Below are 13,930 nucleotides of genomic sequence, written 5' to 3' on the forward strand. Positions count from 1 at the left end.
TCCATTTGACCGTATCGAATGTGTGTTCGACGCTGCCTGACAAGGTGCCTGACTAACTGGCTCCGGGACGATCTTCTTTGCCTGGCTTGCCGAATACGGCGTCCATCGCCTGAGCGCCGGTCTCCATCACCGGTCGCAGCTCGTGACGGTAGATCAGCTCAGTGACCTTGCTTCCGCCGGTGGGACCGACGAGGCGCGCGATCTCTTCGACAGATACCCCGTACTCGGAGAGCAGCGAGACGAACGAATGACGCTGCTCGCGAGGCGTCCACTCCTTCGGCTCGATCCGGTCGACCTTCCCGAGAGCGCGCCGGAAACTGCGGCGGACGTTCGCGGCGTCCAACGCGGTCCCGACGGTCGTCGTAAACACATGGTCGTTCTCGACCCAGTTCTCTTTCGCAAGACGGTTCCACCGCGCCTGCCGCACTCGGTGTTCATAGTGCACGACGGCGACCTGCTTTGGCAGAGCAAGAGTTCGCTTGGACTTCCGGGTCTTGGTCTCCCCTCCCTCTCGGTCGGAGCGCCACACAAACACGTGCGGCGGCATCGGCGGATCGGCGTCAGGGTCGCCGGCGAGGTTCACGTGATCCCACCGGAGCGCGCGGACCTCCTCTGTTCGCGCTCCGGTGAGCAGGGAGACCACGATGTACGGGTGCATCGTGTCGCACTCCGTCGCGGTCAGGATTGCCTTTGCCTGAGCGAGAGTGAGGGACTTGGACGGGCGGCCTGCTCGTCCTCTTGGCAGGTCGACCAGATCGGCAACGTTCCTATCAACCATGCCGTGGATCATCGCGCGCCGAATCGATTGGCGCAGCAGGCGGCGGACCTGGCGAAGGCCGTCCGTGGCGAGCACCTCGGCCCTCCCTGCGAGCCACTCGTCCAGGTGCTGAACGGTAAGGCGCTTGAGCTTCTGACCGCCGATGTACGGGACGATGTGGGTTTCACAGATGATCCGGTTCTTCTCCCGGGTCTTCTCCCCCCGCCCGGCTCCCTGCCCGTACTGCAGCCAGTTCTCTACAGCCTTCCGCACCGTGTAGTGACGAGCCTCCGGCACCAGACCCCTCCGGTACTTATCGACGGCAGCCCGCATGTTGGGGAGTGCTTCGGTCTCGCTCTTGCCGGAACCGCTGCGGACGATGCGCTTGCCGTTGGCGCTGTAATGACGGTGGTCTCGGCGATGTACCGCTGCCGGCCGGACACCACCCTCTCCGCGACCCCGGCGCTCCTTCTCTTCGGTCATGCTGCGTTCTCCTCGATCAGGTCGGCTACGTACTCGGTCAGTGCCGTGACGGACACGAGGCGGCGGCGCCCTCCCTTGACCGTGCGGAGGCGGCCGGAGCGGATCAGCTCGTAGACGACGGAGCGGCTCATCCGCAGTGCCTCGGCGGCTTCCTCGACGCGGTAGAGGATGGGCGGGATCTCACGCTTCAGTTCGGTCACCGGTCGGCCTCCTCGGCGGTCTGATTGCGGGTTGGGGCGGCGGGTGATGGTCCTGCTCGATGGGTTCCGAGACATCGGGATCGGTTCTCCTTTGGTGGTGCTGGTTGGTGTGGTGCTGAGTTGCTGGACCAATCGGGCGGGAAGTGATGCCGCAAACCCCGCAAATACCGCAAAGCGGCCGGGCCTCGACACCTCGGGGGCGACGACTGAGCGGCGTGTACGTCACGCGCTCGAGGTTGCGCGAGCACTGAGCACCGCCGCGAGGAGGCACTTGCGGAGGTTCTGCGGGCCGAGCGGCTCGACCCGGAGCAGGTTCGATCCCACTTCCTCAGCCGCCATCTGGTGCAGGCCTGGGTCCACACCCAGAAGGGCCAGCCGAGCCACCAACTGAAGGGACTCGCGGACCGACTCCGCGTGGCCTGAGTGCGAGCGACTACTCCTTGGGTGGGTGTATTACGACCCCACACCGATGGCCAGCCGCGCGTCGCCGCTGGCGCAGTCTTCTTCGATGCCGCCGACCAAGTGCTGCTCGTCAAGCCCACCTACAAGGAAGGATAGGAGATCCATGGCGGGTACGTCGAGCCAGGAGAGACGCCCATTGGTGCGTGCGAGCGCGAGGTCAAGGAGCTGGGCCTGGATCGCCAGATCACCAAGCTCCTCGTCGCCGATTGGGCGCCCTCAGAAAAGGAGGGCGACAAGATCCTGTTCGTCTTCGACAGCGGAACGCTCTCGCAGGCAGAGCGTGATGCGATCGCACTGCCTCCCGACGAACTGCAGAGGTACGGCTACCTCCCTGAATCCGAGATGCCCAATCTTCTGATCCCCCGCCTCGCTCGTCGTGTACAGGCAGCGATCGACGCCCGACGCGAGGCACAAATGGCCTACCTCGAACACGGCGAGGCCACCCCCTCGGCCGAGTCGGTCTGGTGGACGACAGAGGACGTGGCGAAACCCCTCGAAGTCGCTGGCCCCACCATTCGCGCGTACGCAGCGCGTGGCCAAATGCCCAGCCCGGGGAAGCATGTAGAGCGCACGGCGCTCTGTCGCCCGGAAGTCATCGACTCTTCGAACGCCCAGCGCTCCCGCAAGCGGGTGTAACGTTCGCCTTGTAGGGTGCGCGCGCCGTCGCCCGTTCCTGGCTCCCTTCGCTACGTCCGCGATCCGCGCCCCGATGGCGATGAAGCAGCCAGATCAAGCCAGCTCGGTCCCGTCATTCTCGTGCCTTTCGATGAATTGCTTGAGCCGCATCTTCCAGTCCTGATCGTTGGACCCAACGTGAGCTCGCTGCGCCAGACGTAGCGCGTCTGGCGTAAGGCCGAACTCGCGGATCCGGTCCTCATGAAGCTCGAGTTGCTCGGTCAGTCGACGGCGAAGTCCGCTGTCGGCGAGGTTGAGCGCGGTGAGCGCCTCGAGTGCAGCGGCCAGATCGATGTCGAACAGGGTAGGGAGAAGGCGGCGCGCGACCCCGACGTCATCAGTCGCGTTTGCGATCTCGATGACGGCACGCAGAAAGTCAAGCCTGGGCGGGCGTTCGAGGTACAAGTCCGGAAGCTGCGCGAATGCAAGCCGCTGCACCCCCTGCTCGGGAGATCCGAGGAGCCCTAAGGTGGTCTCCTGAGAAGTGGCGTGGCGCTGCGCGAGGGCAAGAATCGCTTGCTTGCGTGGCCCTTTCTCCTCGGTTTCGTCGAGCGCGAGCTCGGTCGCCCACTCGAGATGATGCGCAGCCAGGGACTCCGGGTCGTTGAAGAGGGTGCGGAGGAAGCTTCGCCGGTTCCGTTCCTCCAACGTTTTGAGCGCCACCGCGTAAGTTGTCGCGAGTTGGCGCCGGAGCGCTTCCGCGAACCCACCTGCGGGGAACGGGACAATGGTGATCTGGTGATCGCGCTCGACGGCGGCGAGGGTGTCGAGCAGGACGCGATCGTCCGCCTCGGGCCCGGGATCGGCACTGCGCCGCGCTGCTTCGGAGAGGGCCAGGTATCGATTGTATGTGGAGTCCAGGCACAGCATCACGAATGGCTTGCCGCTGGTCACGACCTCACGGAACTCAGTGATCCAGGTAATGGAGCCCAAAGCGCGCACGATGACGAACACGCAGAGGTCTGAACTTTTGACGGAGGCCTGCGAGTTCTCCGCCCAGGTCGACGTTGCCGTGTTCGCGTAAAAGATGTCGCCCGACTGGTAGTGGAGCGGCGTTCCACCAACCTCGGAAACAAGGTGCACAAAGTCGTCACGAACTTCGGATGTGTCCCCCGCGCCGCATAATAGTACGTCAAGCATCATTGCCTCTCGTTGTCCGGGACGCCCGCGAAGCCGGCGGTCAATCGTGCTGGATCGGTCGCCTGTCGCCTACTTGCCCCGTCTGATGAGGGCCTGGGCTCTTGACAAACTCCGGAATGCAAAGAAGATGACGAACCGCGGCCGGGCCTGACCGCACAACACGTCCCGCATACCTGTAGTTGGGGATCAGTCGACGAGATCCCGTCGGAGCACTTCTGCGCACAAGGTGCCTCTAGCCGAGGGCGCGCATCTGGCGTCGATCCGCCTGGAGCCGCGACACTCTTCAGCTGGCATACCGCAAGTTGGGGACGCTTTGCCTAAATCCTGGACGATTCGGGGCAGCGACGTGCAGCGTCGCCTCTGAAGGTTCGTCATGCTGAATTCAGGAGTATCCGGGTGCCAGAGAACGACAAGCCTACCGAGCGTCGACCTCGCATTGATCGACCAGGAGAAAAGCCAGGAAACCGCGGCCAGGCCAAGCCCAACAAGTCGGTCACTCCGCCAAAGCGACCGCCAGGGTCCAAGCCGCCGAAGCCAGGTTCGCAGGCGAATCGCCAAGCCGACTAGACGCCCGGCGACATGCCTAATTCGTTCGTTGGTCTGCTGCTCTTTGTGGTAGCGCTGGCACCCGGTGCGATCTTCCTTTCGATACACCACCGCGGCCCATATGCACCCCGAAGCAAATCGGCACTGCATGAACTGAGCACCGTGGTACTTTCGAGTCTGGCGTTCGATGCAGTAGCTCTCGTCCTGGTCCGGGTGATCGCACCGAAATCTGGACCCGTCGCCCTAGACATCGAAGCACTGGTCTCATCTCCACGTGTGTATGTGCGCAACTCGTTTGACCTTGTGGCGTTTTGGTTCGCTCTCCTGCTCTTGGTTGCGATGTTCCTCGCGGTCGCTGTCGCTGGCATGCTCAACCATCCGAAGGTGCGTGATCGAGTCCGGAACAGTGCCCCAACCCGATTGTTGCTTCCCGCCACCGCGACACGCACCGTTTCGGGCTGGACACAACTATTCCATGAGACCGACTCGGACATGTACAAGGAAGTCACATGTCATTTTGATGATGGTTCTCGGGTAGTCGGGTGGCTACAAACGTTCAACCCAGAAGCCGCCGACACCGCAGACCGCGACATCGTTCTGGCTGCCCCGATAACGTATTACTCGAAAGACGGTGTGGTTGACGTGAAGGATTACGGAGCGGTCGCGGTCAGTGCGCGAGCAATGAGGTTCCTCTACGTGGACCATTGGCCTGAACCTCCCGAACCTCCCGATCCTCAGTAGTACGAATCGGAGGCTCTCCATTCGCGAGACTTGCGGCCTGCGCCTTTGGGTACCCCACCGGAACACATCTAATCGTCAGATATCAGCCAACCCGCCCCGACATAAATCGGCTACGCCCGAGCAGCGGTGAGGTACCAACGCCGCAACACAGCGGCCATGTCATTCAGGAGAAATGATGGTAGATGAGAAGACCGTGTTCGTCGCTTTTGCTATCGAGGACGAGAGGCAACGGGACTTCCTCAAGGGCCAAACGCTGCATCCTCGAGCGACGTACAAGTTCATCGATATGTCCGTCAAGGAACCGTACGACCGCAACTGGAAGGACCGGGTCCGGACGCGGATCCGCCGCAGCCATGGCGTCATCGTCCTGGTGAGCAAGAACTCGCTTGCGTCCAGTGGGCAGAAGTGGGAGATCGAGTGCGCCAAGGACGAGAAGGTCCCGATCAGGGGAATCTGGGCCTACTCCGCGGATCGTACGGTGATTCCAGGCGTCCAAACCTTGGCCTGGACCGACGCGAACATCGCCGGCTTCATCGATTCGCTTTGAACTCCGACCAGCGCATATTGAGTGAATGACTATGCGAAAGGCGCTCGTCGTAGGAATCGACTACTACGAGACCATCGGTGAGCTCAACGGCTGCGTTAGTGACGCCTATGCGGTCAAAGGAGTACTAGAGCGCCACGCCGACGGCACATTGAACTTCACGACGCCGAATCTGATGGTCGCATCCTCCCCAGGCCAGGCGGTTTCCAAGAGCGAACTCAAGGGTGCAGTTCGCGAACTGTTCGCCGACGACGCAGAGATTGCACTCTTCTACTTCGCTGGCCACGGGTATATTGAGGACACCGGTGGATTTTTGTGCGCCAGCGACTCAGAATCCGGCGACGACGGCCTTTCGCTTCACGAAGTGATGGCTTTCGCCAACGGGTCGCCCGCGAAGAATAGGGTCATCATCCTCGACAGTTGCCATAGCGGCGTCATCGGCAATTCAGTCACGGCGCCGACGGTTACAGAAATTTCAGACGGGCTCACGATTCTGACCGCCTCGACTGCCGAGCAGTACGCGGCTGAGACCGAGATTGGAGGCACTTTCACCGGCCTCTTTGTAGACGCGCTCAACGGGGCAGCGGCGAACCTCATCGGAGACGTTACTCCGGGCAGTGTCTACGCACACATTGACCAATCTCTCGGTCCCTGGAAACAGCGACCGGTGTTCAAAACCAACGTCAAGACGTTCGTCTCACTACGAAAAGCGGAGCCCCCGATCCCACTCAGTGACCTTCAGGAACTGAAGAAACATTTCCCTGCTGCCGACTACAAGCTCCCCCTGGACCCATCCTACGAGCCGGAACGATCAACGGACCTAGCCGACGATCCGAGCATCCCTGAACCCGATCCAGCCAAGATCACAGTCTTTCGAGTTCTTCAGAACTACGCGCGCGTCAACTTGGTACGTCCTGTTGACGCACCACACATGTGGCACGCAGCGATGGAGAGCAAGGCGTGCGAGCTCACCGTCCTCGGCCAGCACTACTGGAACCTTGTTGCAGGTGATCTGATCTGACTATGACTGAGAACAATCAGGACCAACGAGGGCCCGGCGACCAAGACCTCATCGAAGAACTGGCCGCTCTCGAACATGAGCGCTGGGCGCACTGGCAGCGATACCTCCACGCCAGGTGCACGCCAGGCCCCGAAGGGTCGCTGATCATCCCCGCCAGCGACGTACGCAAGTGGGCCAAGCAGATGAATACTTCTTACAGCGACCTCTCGGAAGCTGAGAAAGACAGCGACCGCGAGCAGGTTCAGCGCTACCTGCATGTCATCGCGCGCATTGTGAGGGGTCGAAAGACGGGTCCCCAGCTGTGACCTGGCCCGAGTCGCTCGGAACTACCGGATCGAGTTGCCTGACAAACTGACTGACAACGCAGGCCGCCAACTGAGGACGTTCACGGACGTGTCTGGAGACTTGAGTCGTCGCCTGATGCCGTGCCGTCCTGGCCAGGTTCGATTGACAAGGAAGAGGTCACTGGTTCAAACCCTGTATCGTCCACCACAGATTCTGCTCCCGACCTGAAACAGGTCGGGAGCAGAAGTCATTTCAAGCGCCTCGAGCCTTTCCCCGGAGCGCTCCCGGGGCGGGTGCGAAAGACCCGCACACCACAGACTTCGGGCCCTCGCCGCACCGCGTCAACGCTGCTTAACGTCTGTGTATGAGAACCGTTCGGCAGCACCCCCATCTGACGCGAAGGGCTTGGTTCGCGGCGGCCTTCATCCCGGTGGGCTTTGTCGTCTCCATGGTCGTCGGCGAGGGGCTGCTGACGTTGCAGGGTTACGAGTCCACGGACGAGCATGTGCCGGCAGGCGCCGTTGCGTTGGCGGGTGGGGCGGGCATCACCGTCTTCGTGATCCCTTGCGTCGTCACCTGGATCCTCGGACGGCGAGCCGTGGCCTCCGGCGAACCGCAGGGGCAGGTCCCCGCGATCGTGGCGGCGGCCGTCGGTGCCGGCTTCGTGGTGCTGAACCTCGTCGGGGTCGTCGGTCGGTTGGCCGGCCTCTGAGGTTGTTCACCCGTGGGACGGTCCACTGCTTCGCACTCGGCGGGTGTGGCCGCTGCGGGTGACCCACACGGCTGTCGCGACGAGGAGGACTCCGACCACGACGAGCGCGAAGGCACCCGCGACGGAGTCGGGGAACCAGCGAGTCATCGCTGCCGGGGTGTTGATCAGCGCTCCGACGGTTCCGACAGCCAGGAGGAACAGATCGCGCAGCAGGACGGCAGCGACGATGATCGCGAGGATCGTGATCAGGGCGAACACCATCCCGGCGTCCGCTCCGGCCGTTGCCATGGCCCCGATCAGGGCCAGCATCGAACCGAGGACCAGCGCGGCTCGGCCTGGGTGGGCGATCTCGCGCCAGCCCAGTACGGCCCAGATCAGACCGACGATCCACACACCGAGGCCTGGCAGGTTCTCGGCGACATCCGCGCGGTTGATCACGGCAGCTGCCGTGAGCGCGAGGGCGACCACCATGGCGATCTGCTGGATGACGCCGTGCCCGACCAGCCAGAGTGCGGCCGCATAGCACGCCGTACCGCCGGCGACGAGGAGGAACGTGTCCGCCTCCGACGTCTCGAGGACATCGGTGGCCAGCACGCCCAGCGCACCGGCGACGGCACCGGTCGAGATCAGCCACAGGACCGATCGCAGCTGCTCCCCCGCTCCGCCCCGCGGCGCCGGCACGATCGCACCGGCGGACAGCAGCAGACCCGCGGCGCCGATGAGCACCGCCAGTCGAGGTGCTGTGCCGAGGTCGTCCCAGTACCAGGATCCGATCAGGACGGATCCGACCAGAACGATCGCACCGCCGAGATAGCCGAGCGCCTGGCCCAGCAGCGAGGCGGCGCGGCTCGCGTCGGGCGCCGTGGTGGCATCGTCTGCGGGTTCGTACGCCGCGACCTCGACGTGCATGCGGTGGGCCTGTGCGGCGGTGATCAGGCCTTCGTCGACCCAGTGGTCGACCAGCAGGTCAAGTTGCTGCGCGGGGATGGACTTCATCATCGGTTCCTCTCGCGTCGATCTCGAGACGCACGTTCGAAGGCATCTGGGTGAGGCGCCAGTACGCAGTGATGACGGCGGCCGCGGTGAACGAGCCGAGCCACCCGAGCGTCAGGTCGCCGATGGTGTCGCGGTAGGCCCAGCGCAGCTCGGATGACCTGGTGACGAACGAGAAGTACTCGAACAGCTCCCACCCGATCGAACAGGTCATGCCTATCGCGATCGCGCGCTCGAGGACCTGTCCGAAAGTGCCGTGGTGCATGGTGAGCAGGACGGCGGCCGCGCTGAACTGCCCGGTGGCCGCGAAATGACTGACGTCGTCGAACCAGACGATGGCGTCGTAGAGGTCCAGGCGGTTGCCGAGGATGTCACCGAAGCATGCCGCGGTGACGAGCAGATCCGCGACCCACGGGTAGTAGCTGTCGCCTCGACCGCGCACCGCCCAGACGACCGGGATGACGAAGGCGAGCATCGGGTAGAGGACCGCTCTGGCGAAGGGAGCCTTTCCCTCCAGATTGCCCCACGTCGGATCCAGGGTCACCCGGATGAGGAGAAGCACGAGCAGCATCTTGGCCGCGAGGTCCAGAAAGACGATCGCGTCGCTCCATGACCGGCCGGGCCTGTGCCTGGCGGCTACTTCGTACGTCACATATCGATCGTTTCGCCCGCTCGCCGAGCGCGGCAAGGTCGCTGGTCCCGGACCGAGGTGCCCTCAGGCCCTGATCGGAGGACCCTGCACCTGGGGCACCGCTCGGATCTAGCGGCGAGCTGTCGCCCGGCCGGCGGCATCGAGGATCGCTCCCCAGGGCAGCTCCTGGTCCGCGGGCATCCGGCGCGGCGGATGGAGGGGCCAGACGTCGGGACCCTCGATGAGGTCGACACCGGCTGCGCGTAGGGCTGCCACGTGGGAGGGCCAGGCGGGGTGATCGGCGTGGGCGGCGTTGATGAGCGGGAAGATCACGACCGGGACGGTCGTCAGGCTCTCGGTGACGACGGTGAGAGCCTGGTTGTCGGCCAGCCCGAGGGCGATCTTGGCTGTGCTGTTGAAGGTCGCAGGGGCGACGACGATGGCGTCGAGCTGCGCGGGATGAGTGCGCGGCTCCCACGGGAGGCGGCTCGGCCCCCGCACCGGGAAGCCGGTGATGGCCTCGATCCGGTCTGCCTCGCCGTTCGCGCTGAGCCAGCCGAACGCCGTCGGCGTCAGGGTCACCGGAACCTGGTGGCCCGCATCCACCAACGGGGTGACCAGCTCGTCGCAGAGTTGCTCCACCCCGCCTGCAGCGCAGGCGATGACTCCGATGATGGCCACGCCGAGAGCGTACGCGACGTGATCAGTCGATCAGCCCGGCCTCGCGCGCGATCCGGACGGCGTGGACGCGGTTGTTGGCGTTGAGCTTGCGGGTGGCGCTCTTGAGGTAGGACTTCACGGTGCTCTCGACGATCCCGAGGGCCTCGGCGGCCTGCCGGTTGCTGCTCCCGAGCGCGACCTGACGGAGTACGTCGAGCTCGCGGGCGGCCAGACGTACGGCCGGAGCGAGCTGAGCCGGCTGCTTCTCCCCCGGCGCGGCGGTGAGCCGGAGGACCATGGCCTCGAGGCGGCTGCGAACCTCGGGGTCGAGCACCTGGCCGGCCAGGTCGGTGAGCTCGGCCGCCATCTCCCGGCGTTCGGCGAGGTCACGCTTGGCTGCCGCCTCGTCCGGGCTCGGAGCCCGGCTCGGCGCGGCCGCCAGCCGCGAGAGCCGGTTGCGGACCTCGTCGTCGATCAGGATCTCACGCTCGAGAGTGCGGATCAGCGGACGCAGCGAGTCGAACCACACGCCTCCGAGACCCAGCCGCGAGCGGGAGGCGAGGTAGATGAGCATCCGCGGGGCCCGGTCGACCAGGATCGGCAGGGCGGCGACCGTCTGGATCTCCTCCTGAGCGACGGCGGTGTCGTAGAGGTGGGTGATCCCGCGAGCGGTGTAGTAGTGGTCGACGGACCCGGGTTGCCGGGTCTGCAGGGTCTTGCCGCCCAGGCCCTCCCCGTTGACCACGCGCAGGCCGCGCAGTGAGGCGCCCTTCGCGCCACAGGTCGCGGTGATGTCGATGGCCGTGCCGTCACCGCGCACCGGGCCGCCGAAGGCGAGATCCAGCCCCGACGCGGTCCGGAAGGAGGCCAGCGTCTGGGCGATCCGGGACCCGTCGTACGGCGCCTCTGGGGCGATGGCTGCGGTGCTCATGGCGTTGAGCGTAAGTGACGACCATCACAAGCAACAAGAGGCGTACCCCCTCTTTCGAGGGCACTCGTCCGGGGGTATCGGACAGGTGGTGTCAGTCCCACACTCGGTTCACCCATCCGAGTAGGAGGCACGATCATGGCCCAAATCGCGGCTAACCGAGCCGAGGTCGACGGGCGCACCATGCGCCGCGTCGCGACGGCGTCACTGACCGGCACCACCATCGAGTTCTACGACTTCCTCATCTACGGGCTCGCGGCAGCCCTGGTCTTCAATGCCGTCTTCTTCCCGTCCATGGGCGGCCCCGAGGGCACCCTGGCCTCGATCGCGACCTTCGGCGTCGCGTTCGTCTTCCGACCATTGGGGGCGATCCTCTTCGGCCACTACGGCGACCGGATCGGCCGCAAGGCCACGCTGATCACCACCTTGATGATCATGGGCACCTCGACCTTCGCGATCGGCCTGCTGCCGAGCGTGGAGTCGATCGGCAAGGGCGCCGTGGTGATCCTCGTTCTGCTGCGCGCACTGCAGGGCATCGCACTCGGCGGTGAATGGGCGGGCGCCGCACTCCTCACCACCGAGTACGCCGCCAGCGGCCAGCGCGGGCGCTACAGCATGTTCCCGCAGCTCGGCCCCAGCCTCGGGCTGATCCTCGCCGCGGCAGCCATGCTCACCACCTTCCGGCTGATGGAGCCCGCCGCGTTCGCGGCCTGGGGCTGGCGGATCCCGTTCCTGGCCAGCGCCGTCCTCATCGCGGTCGGCCTCTGGGTCCGGCTGAAGATCGCCGAGACGCCGTCGTTCAAGAAGGTCCAGTCGGCAGGCACCCGCAGCGCCCTTCCGTTCGTCGGCTGCATCCGTGACCAGTGGCGGCAGGTGCTGCTCAGCGGCGGCATCATGGCCGTCGTCTTCGGCGCCTTCTACACCGGCGCCAGCTTCATGGTCGCGCACGCGGTCGGCACCCTCGGCCTGAGCATGAGCCAGGCCCTGCTCGGCGTCATCGTCGCGGCCTTCGCGATGAGCGTGACGGTGATCGCCTCCGCGTGGCTCTCCGACGTCCTCGGCCGCCGCGTGGTCCTGCTCATCGGCGCCGCCTTCGGCCTCGTCGCCGGCCCGCTGTCCTTCGCCATCATGGAGCCGGGCAGCTTCGCGAGCTTCGCCCTCGGCAACAGCCTGATGCTGTGCGTACTAGGCCTCAACTACGGTCCGATCGCGGCGTTCCTGCCTGAGATGTTCCAGGCGAAGTACCGCTACACGGGAGCCGGCCTTGGCTACAACATCGCGGGCATCCTCGGCGGCGCCGTCCCGCTGGTCATCGCCGAGGACCTGCTGGCCAGGTGGGGCACCGACGGCATCGCGTACTTCCTCAGCGCCCTGGCCTTACTGAGCATCGGCTGCCTGCTCGTGGCCAAGGAGACCAGCCGCGTGGAGCTCGACGCGGAGCCCGCACTCGCCTGATCCGGCACCGCTCACCCTCCTTCGGGGGTGTGGCTGCCACCGTGGTCTCGGTCATGCTCGCGGCATGACCGAGACCTCATCCATCACCGCTTCGTCGGCTCGTGGCGACATCGACGTCCCGCTGCTCGAGGAGACGATCGGAGCCAACTTCGAGCGCACCGTCGCCCGCCACGGAGACCGTGAGGCGCTCGTCGAGATCGCCACCGGACGACGCTGGACCTACGCCGAGCTGGATGCCGACGTGGACGCCCTCGCGGTCGGCCTCCGCAAGGCCGGCATCGGCAAGGGTGACCGCGTCGGCATCTGGGCGCCGAACTGCGCCGAGTGGACGATGGTCCAGTTCGCCACGGCCAAGATCGGCGCGATCCTGGTCAACATCAACCCCGCCTACCGGACCCACGAGCTCGCCTACGCGCTCAACCAGTCCGGGGTGCGGCTGCTGATCAGCGCGACCGAGTTCAAGACCAGCGACTACGTCTCGCTCGTCGGCGAGGTGGAGCGCGACTGCGGCGCTCTCGAGCAGACCATCTTCCTGGGTACGCCGCAGTGGGATGCGCTGCTGGCCGCCGGCCGCGGCGAGCGGCTGGCCGATCACGTCGGCTACCCGCTCGACCCGAACGACGCGATCAACATCCAGTACACCTCCGGGACCACGGGGTTCCCGAAGGGCGCGACGCTGTCGCACCGCAACATCCTGAACAACGGCTTCTTCGTCACCGAGACGATCCACTTCACCGAGCAGGACCGGCTCTGCATCCCGGTGCCCTTCTATCACTGCTTCGGCATGGTGATGGCGAACCTCGGCTGCACCACGCATGGCGCGACGATGGTCATCCCGGGCCCCGGCTTCGACCCGGCGACGACCCTGCAGACGGTCCAGGACGAGAGGTGCACGGCGCTGTACGGTGTGCCGACGATGTTCATCGCGATGCAGAACGACCCGGACTTCGCCTCCTACGACCTCTCGACGCTGCGTACCGGGATCATGGCCGGCGCGCTGTGCCCGATCGAGGTCATGAAGCGGTGCGTCAGCGAGATGCACATGAGCGAGGTCGCGATCGCGTACGGGATGACCGAGACCTCACCGGTCTCCTGCCAGACCCGCACCGACGACGACCTCGAGCGTCGCACCGAGACGATCGGCCGGGCCGCGCCGCACGTCGAGATCAAGATCGTCGACCCGGCCACCGGTGAGGTGGTCCCGCGCGGCACGGCGGGTGAGTTCTGCACTCGCGGCTACTCGGTGATGCTGGGCTACTGGGACGACGACACGAAGACCGCCGACGCGATCGACGCCGACGGCTGGATGCACACCGGCGACCTGGCGGTCATGCGCGAGGACGGCTACTGCGTGGTGGTGGGCAGGATCAAGGACATGGTGATCCGTGGTGGCGAGAACATTTATCCTCGCGAGATCGAGGAGTTCCTCTTCACCCATCCCGACATCGCCGAGGCCCAGGTCGTGGGCGTCCCGGACGAGAGGTACGGCGAGGAGCTCTGCGCCTGGATCCGGATGCGACCCGGCGCCGAGCCGCTGGACGCCGAGTCCGTCCGCGCCTTCGCCACCGGCAAGCTCGCCCACTACAAGGCACCGCGCTACGTGCTGATCGTCGACGAGTTCCCGATGACCGTGACCGGCAAGGTCCGCAAGATCGACATGCGCGAGCAGAGCGTCGCCCTGCTCGGCCTCTGAGCTG

General features: G+C 65.3%; 14 protein-coding genes. 7 read left to right on the forward strand and 7 right to left on the reverse strand.

Annotated elements, in window-relative coordinates:
• Nucleotides 1–52: 52 nt before the first annotated feature.
• The 3 genes from ABT304_RS07540 to ABT304_RS07555 all read right to left on the reverse strand — a co-directional run bounded on the left by ABT304_RS07540 (nucleotide 53) and on the right by ABT304_RS07555 (nucleotide 3,720).
• The gene (locus ABT304_RS07540; RefSeq protein ID WP_350714098.1) at nucleotides 53–1,240 is read right to left on the reverse strand and encodes a site-specific integrase; all 1,188 of its coding nucleotides are present in this window, start codon (nucleotides 1,238–1,240) and stop codon (nucleotides 53–55) included.
• On the reverse strand, nucleotides 1,237–1,440 hold the full coding sequence (locus tag ABT304_RS07545) for a helix-turn-helix domain-containing protein (RefSeq protein ID WP_350714099.1): 204 nt from the start codon (nucleotides 1,438–1,440) through the stop codon (nucleotides 1,237–1,239). The genes ABT304_RS07540 and ABT304_RS07545 overlap by 4 nt, the downstream gene beginning before the upstream one ends.
• A gap of 1,191 nt (nucleotides 1,441–2,631) precedes the next feature.
• Nucleotides 2,632–3,720 (reverse strand): hypothetical protein, encoded by a 1,089-nt coding sequence (locus ABT304_RS07555; RefSeq protein ID WP_350714100.1) that lies wholly within the window; start codon nucleotides 3,718–3,720, stop codon nucleotides 2,632–2,634.
• 576 nt (nucleotides 3,721–4,296) lie between these two features.
• On the opposite strand from ABT304_RS07555, the gene ABT304_RS07560 reads away from it, so the two are divergent.
• The 5 genes from ABT304_RS07560 (at nucleotide 4,297) to ABT304_RS07580 (ending at nucleotide 7,566) form a co-directional block, all read left to right on the forward strand.
• The gene (locus ABT304_RS07560) at nucleotides 4,297–5,004 is read left to right on the forward strand and encodes a DUF6338 family protein (RefSeq protein WP_350714102.1); all 708 of its coding nucleotides are present in this window, start codon (nucleotides 4,297–4,299) and stop codon (nucleotides 5,002–5,004) included.
• Nucleotides 5,005–5,179: 175 nt separating this feature from the next.
• Nucleotides 5,180–5,551: a TIR domain-containing protein gene (locus ABT304_RS07565; protein ID WP_350714104.1), complete on the forward strand. Its 372-nt coding sequence runs from the start codon at nucleotides 5,180–5,182 to the stop codon at nucleotides 5,549–5,551.
• 25 nt (nucleotides 5,552–5,576) lie between these two features.
• Entirely contained in the window at nucleotides 5,577–6,569 is a 993-nt protein-coding gene (locus ABT304_RS07570; RefSeq protein WP_350714105.1) for a caspase family protein, read from the forward strand.
• 2 nt (nucleotides 6,570–6,571) lie between these two features.
• A complete protein-coding gene (locus ABT304_RS07575; RefSeq protein ID WP_350714107.1) occupies nucleotides 6,572–6,874 on the forward strand; it encodes a hypothetical protein in 303 nt (100 codons plus the stop codon).
• Nucleotides 6,875–7,218: 344 nt separating this feature from the next.
• Nucleotides 7,219–7,566, forward strand: a complete 348-nt coding sequence (locus tag ABT304_RS07580) for a hypothetical protein (RefSeq protein WP_350714108.1) — start codon at nucleotides 7,219–7,221, stop codon at nucleotides 7,564–7,566.
• Nucleotides 7,567–7,572: 6 nt separating this feature from the next.
• On the opposite strand, the gene ABT304_RS07585 is transcribed toward ABT304_RS07580, so the two are convergent.
• From ABT304_RS07585 to ABT304_RS07600, 4 genes are all read right to left on the reverse strand, one after another.
• Nucleotides 7,573–8,562 (reverse strand): DUF2157 domain-containing protein, encoded by a 990-nt coding sequence (locus ABT304_RS07585; RefSeq protein ID WP_350714110.1) that lies wholly within the window; start codon nucleotides 8,560–8,562, stop codon nucleotides 7,573–7,575.
• Nucleotides 8,534–9,211: a DUF2238 domain-containing protein gene (locus ABT304_RS07590; RefSeq protein WP_350714112.1), complete on the reverse strand. Its 678-nt coding sequence runs from the start codon at nucleotides 9,209–9,211 to the stop codon at nucleotides 8,534–8,536. Before ABT304_RS07590 ends, ABT304_RS07585 begins: the two co-directional genes overlap by 29 nt.
• 108 nt (nucleotides 9,212–9,319) lie before the next feature.
• Nucleotides 9,320–9,871, reverse strand: coding sequence for a flavoprotein (locus tag ABT304_RS07595; RefSeq protein WP_350714114.1), 552 nt, complete (start codon nucleotides 9,869–9,871; stop codon nucleotides 9,320–9,322).
• Between the two features lie 22 nt (nucleotides 9,872–9,893).
• The gene (locus ABT304_RS07600) at nucleotides 9,894–10,781 is read right to left on the reverse strand and encodes a helix-turn-helix transcriptional regulator (protein ID WP_350714116.1); all 888 of its coding nucleotides are present in this window, start codon (nucleotides 10,779–10,781) and stop codon (nucleotides 9,894–9,896) included.
• A gap of 135 nt (nucleotides 10,782–10,916) precedes the next feature.
• On the opposite strand from ABT304_RS07600, the gene ABT304_RS07605 reads away from it, so the two are divergent.
• Both ABT304_RS07605 and ABT304_RS07610 read left to right on the forward strand, forming a co-directional pair.
• On the forward strand, nucleotides 10,917–12,233 hold the full coding sequence (locus ABT304_RS07605) for an MFS transporter (protein WP_350714118.1): 1,317 nt from the start codon (nucleotides 10,917–10,919) through the stop codon (nucleotides 12,231–12,233).
• A 64-nt stretch (nucleotides 12,234–12,297) separates the two neighbouring features.
• Nucleotides 12,298–13,926 carry an AMP-binding protein gene (locus ABT304_RS07610; protein ID WP_350714120.1) on the forward strand — a complete coding sequence of 543 codons (1,629 nt, stop codon included), beginning with the start codon at nucleotides 12,298–12,300 and terminating at the stop codon, nucleotides 13,924–13,926.
• The last annotated feature ends 4 nt before the right edge of the window (nucleotides 13,927–13,930 follow it).

The sequence above is a fragment of the Nocardioides sp. NPDC000445 genome (genome assembly GCF_040300245.1).
Classification (GTDB): Bacteria; Actinomycetota; Actinomycetes; order Propionibacteriales; family Nocardioidaceae; genus Nocardioides.

What these genes read in the sequence shown, in the direction of transcription:
- ABT304_RS07600 (WP_350714116.1), bottom strand. Translation starts at nt 10,781, where the DNA reads ATGAGCACCGCAGCCATCGCCCCAGAGGCGCCGTACGACGGGTCCCGG.
- ABT304_RS07610 (WP_350714120.1), top strand. Translation starts at nt 12,298, where the DNA reads ATGACCGAGACCTCATCCATCACCGCTTCGTCGGCTCGTGGCGACATC.
- ABT304_RS07605 (WP_350714118.1), top strand. Translation starts at nt 10,917, where the DNA reads ATGGCCCAAATCGCGGCTAACCGAGCCGAGGTCGACGGGCGCACCATG.
- ABT304_RS07555 (WP_350714100.1), bottom strand. Translation starts at nt 3,720, where the DNA reads ATGATGCTTGACGTACTATTATGCGGCGCGGGGGACACATCCGAAGTT.
- ABT304_RS07540 (WP_350714098.1), bottom strand. Translation starts at nt 1,240, where the DNA reads ATGACCGAAGAGAAGGAGCGCCGGGGTCGCGGAGAGGGTGGTGTCCGG.
- ABT304_RS07585 (WP_350714110.1), bottom strand. Translation starts at nt 8,562, where the DNA reads ATGAAGTCCATCCCCGCGCAGCAACTTGACCTGCTGGTCGACCACTGG.
- ABT304_RS07575 (WP_350714107.1), top strand. Translation starts at nt 6,572, where the DNA reads ATGACTGAGAACAATCAGGACCAACGAGGGCCCGGCGACCAAGACCTC.
- ABT304_RS07570 (WP_350714105.1), top strand. Translation starts at nt 5,577, where the DNA reads ATGACTATGCGAAAGGCGCTCGTCGTAGGAATCGACTACTACGAGACC.
- ABT304_RS07580 (WP_350714108.1), top strand. Translation starts at nt 7,219, where the DNA reads ATGAGAACCGTTCGGCAGCACCCCCATCTGACGCGAAGGGCTTGGTTC.
- ABT304_RS07565 (WP_350714104.1), top strand. Translation starts at nt 5,180, where the DNA reads ATGGTAGATGAGAAGACCGTGTTCGTCGCTTTTGCTATCGAGGACGAG.
- ABT304_RS07560 (WP_350714102.1), top strand. Translation starts at nt 4,297, where the DNA reads ATGCCTAATTCGTTCGTTGGTCTGCTGCTCTTTGTGGTAGCGCTGGCA.